Below are 3,388 nucleotides of genomic sequence, written 5' to 3' on the forward strand. Positions count from 1 at the left end.
AGGGCGCCGGCCTTCTAAGCCGGAGGCCCGGGGTTCGAATCCCCGCGGGCCCGCCTTTCCTTTTTCAGTCTCCTATTCTAAGGTTTCCAGTAGCTGGTTTCAACCGGGGGATTATCAGCTATCATATTGCTACTAGGAGATGCTATATTGATATCATGGAAAACTTGAAGAAGACACTTTAAGCTGGTAGAGTTTTTGCTTAGTTGGGTCATCTGATATAAATACCATGGCGTGGAGCTGGTAATGAATATGTGGAATTCATCGGGGTTGATTTCAGGGGATTCCCACTGGTTAAATAGTATTTGGGTCTGAACATCATATTACTGGGTTGAGGTATGAAAGCTTTAATAACATGCTGTGTTTTCATTACATTGTTTTTAAATGCTTATATTATACTTAATGAGATTGAAGATATTTGAACTCGTTGATAGAGATAGTGTGTGGTTTCTATGAAGATGGTGTCTATAGCCACCGGGCTTCTAAGCCTTTTACTGATTGTGGGTTTAATGATATTAAGTGTGCCGATTGTTGATCTACTTAGTGGTGAACCGGTTTCCATGAACTTCCTGTTCTTCTCCATACTCTATATTAGCATAGGCTTCTCCGGTGTCATTGTCTTAACCAGGTTTGGCAGTGTTCGTGAAATGGGCTTCCTTGAGGCTTATATTGTTTCAACGGCTTCGTGGCTCGTAATACCGTTTCTGGCTGCATTGCCGTTAATGCGGGAAATCAATATATCGTTTATTGATGCATTGTTTGAAAGTATCTCAGGGTTTACAGGTACAGGGTTTACTGTCTTAAACGATATAGATCACTTAAAGAAGAGTATCAATTGGTGGAGGGCTCTAATGCAGTGGAGTGGTGAGCTAGGCTTCGTAGTCTTCGCAATGTTGATCATACCCTTCTTCTGGAAATTCGGCTATACACTATATGGTTTAGAGAGGCCCGTAAGGGTAATGCGTACCCTTAGAAGTACTGCAAGGAGGATTATAGAGATATACATGGTATTCACATTGGCCGGCATAGTCTTACTCTACTACTCTGGTGTAGATTTCTACGATGCCGTCATTCACACGATGACGGCTATAGCTACTGGCGGAATGAGTAATTACTCAATGAATTATGAAGCACTATATGATTATGCACCCTTCAGCGTTATACCCGCTATATTTATTATGGTGATCGGCGGCATGAATTTCCTCGCTTTAAGCCAGCTACTAGACTTTAGATTCAAGGATGTGCTTAGAAGCGATGAGGTTAAATACTACTTTATTTCACTATGCATACTCTCCCTGCTAGCCACGCTCGTTTTCATGCTTCACAACGAGGGTCTCACGTATTCAATTTTGCTCGGATTCTTCAACACTATTTCCGCTATGACTACAACAGGCTTCAATATTGGAAATGTAGCCGGCTTCCCCAACGGGGTGAAAATCATCCTTGTAGTTGCAATGATTATAGGTGGTATGACATTTTCAACGGCTGGAGGTATAAAAGTGTACAGGTTAATCGTCCTGCTGAGGAAACTCAGCTCATATAGTACGTCAACACTACTCCGTGAAAGGGTGAACCTACATGTGGTAATAGATGGCAAGACACTTGAAGAAGAGGAGGTCTCTGGGGCACTGCTCATAATACTATTACATTTAATTACCGTATTCCTCATAGCATCAGTGACAAAGATAGTTTTACCGGGCACAGACTTTCTCGACGCCATATTCGAGGCTGCCTCAGCCACTGGTTGTGTTGGATTATCCACTGGTATAATCTCTTCCTCAACGCCTCTATTGGTTAAAATAGCATTAATGGCTGGAATGTATCTCGGAAAAACCGAGTACTTACCATTGATCGTTCTAACTAGTTACCTAGTACATAGAGGCATGATCAAATCATTCACTAGTTGAAAACATGATATCAAATCAGTTAATTAGTGAGCTGTGTTAGCATTGAACCCTCAGCTATGCGGGCCTCTCAGCACCCCTAATATTCAGGTTCTTACCCGGATTCTCTCTTCATCGGTAATACTTATTAACAAAATAAAGCATATGGCCTCATTGGTGTAAAAATGGAGTCATGGATTATATATGCATTGTTAGATGCTTTAGCGGCTGCATTGGCAACGATACTGGCTAAAATAGGCTTGCAAAACGTTGACTCAATAACTGCGACAGCGCTTCGATCAATTGTAATGACTGTATTCGCTGTAAGCATAATGCTGTACTTCAGGGGTGTAGCCTACGTAGGGAGAATGACGAGTATGGAATACATCTTCATAATTCTAAGCGGTGTGGCAGGCGGTCTTTCATGGATATTCTACTTTCTCGCACTACAAAAAGGTGATACATCTATTGTCGCAATGCTCGATAGATCTAGTATATTATTCATAATATTGTTTTCAGTTATACTACTCCATGAAGAACTTACATTGAAGAAGGCGATCTCGGTAGCCCTTATAGCTATTGCACTCTACCTTTTAATAATATAGGAAAGCGATTGCGAAGCAACCTAGGACGACTGGTTATTTGCATGCATTCAGGATGAATGATTGAATATTACTGGCTCAACTATCCCTCTCCTTTCCGCCGGTATCTAATTCAGGCCCCTTCACCCACAGCTCCCGCATCCTGCGTTTCCTCACTGTGAACATCTCCCTTTCCACGTATTTATATACTGTCGCATGAGTTCTACCCTCAACCAACATCTCTATAGCTGTACGGGCTATGTTAGCGGATTCGTAATCCCCTATTATAGCGACGTAGGGCTCATACACGGATATATAGGTGCCTGTTGCCTCTTCTAGGACTCTTCTAGCCTTCCCATCCTCACCTATTACCCTACCAAGAACCCTCTTAACGTGGTTGGGTTTGTCTCCAACATATTGTCTAACATCTATTACTAATAATATCTGGTCTTCGTCGAACAGTTTAAAAGCCCTCTCAGGGCTGAACCCGTATGCTACAGCTCTAACGATATCCCTGGCCTTCATCAATTCTAGTGAAGTGGTCTCTGGAAAAGCCGGCTCAATTATGACGCTACCGGTCTCAGAGTCAACGGTTAGAATTGTGCGTGTCTTAACCTCTATCTCCTTCTTAACTCTCCCGTTATCACCGAGAAGGACTCCAATCCTTTCCAAGGGGAGTTTCTCGTAGAGCCTAGTTACTCCAGGAATTAATCTTCCTTTTTCATTGTCCTGCATTCTTTAACAGCCTCCAGTATTTCCTCTAGACTATATGTACTTATACCTGTTTCCTCCCTGAAAAACCTGTTTATATTCTCGATGTCCCTGATTAAGAATTCCTCGGAGTTTGGATGGGATAAATCCACTGCTTGGCCAACATCTATTATAGCTATGTCGAGCCCTGGGGTCACAACTATATTATACACTGAG

4 protein-coding genes are annotated in these 3,388 nt (G+C 42.3%); 2 read left to right on the plus strand and 2 right to left on the minus strand.

Annotated elements, in window-relative coordinates:
• The first annotated feature begins 449 nt into the window (after positions 1–449).
• Both ACP5N5_RS06290 and ACP5N5_RS06295 read left to right on the plus strand, forming a co-directional pair.
• Entirely contained in the window at positions 450–1,904 is a 1,455-nt protein-coding gene (locus ACP5N5_RS06290) for a TrkH family potassium uptake protein (RefSeq protein ID WP_428134088.1), read from the plus strand.
• A gap of 161 nt (positions 1,905–2,065) precedes the next feature.
• Complete coding sequence (locus tag ACP5N5_RS06295; RefSeq protein ID WP_012608756.1) at positions 2,066–2,485, plus strand: EamA family transporter; 420 nt, start codon at positions 2,066–2,068, stop codon at positions 2,483–2,485.
• 75 nt (positions 2,486–2,560) lie between these two features.
• Here the strand turns inward: ACP5N5_RS06295 and ACP5N5_RS06300 are convergent, their stop codons facing one another.
• Positions 2,561–3,196: a KH domain-containing protein gene (locus ACP5N5_RS06300; RefSeq protein WP_428134093.1), complete on the minus strand. Its 636-nt coding sequence runs from the start codon at positions 3,194–3,196 to the stop codon at positions 2,561–2,563.
• Positions 3,169–3,388: RIO1 family regulatory kinase/ATPase (locus ACP5N5_RS06305; RefSeq protein WP_428134098.1), on the minus strand; the 220-nt coding region annotated here is incomplete at its 5' end. The genes ACP5N5_RS06300 and ACP5N5_RS06305, both read right to left, overlap by 28 nt.

This window comes from Desulfurococcus sp., from assembly GCF_049970475.1.
Taxonomy (GTDB): domain Archaea; phylum Thermoproteota; class Thermoprotei_A; order Sulfolobales; family Desulfurococcaceae; genus Desulfurococcus; species Desulfurococcus amylolyticus.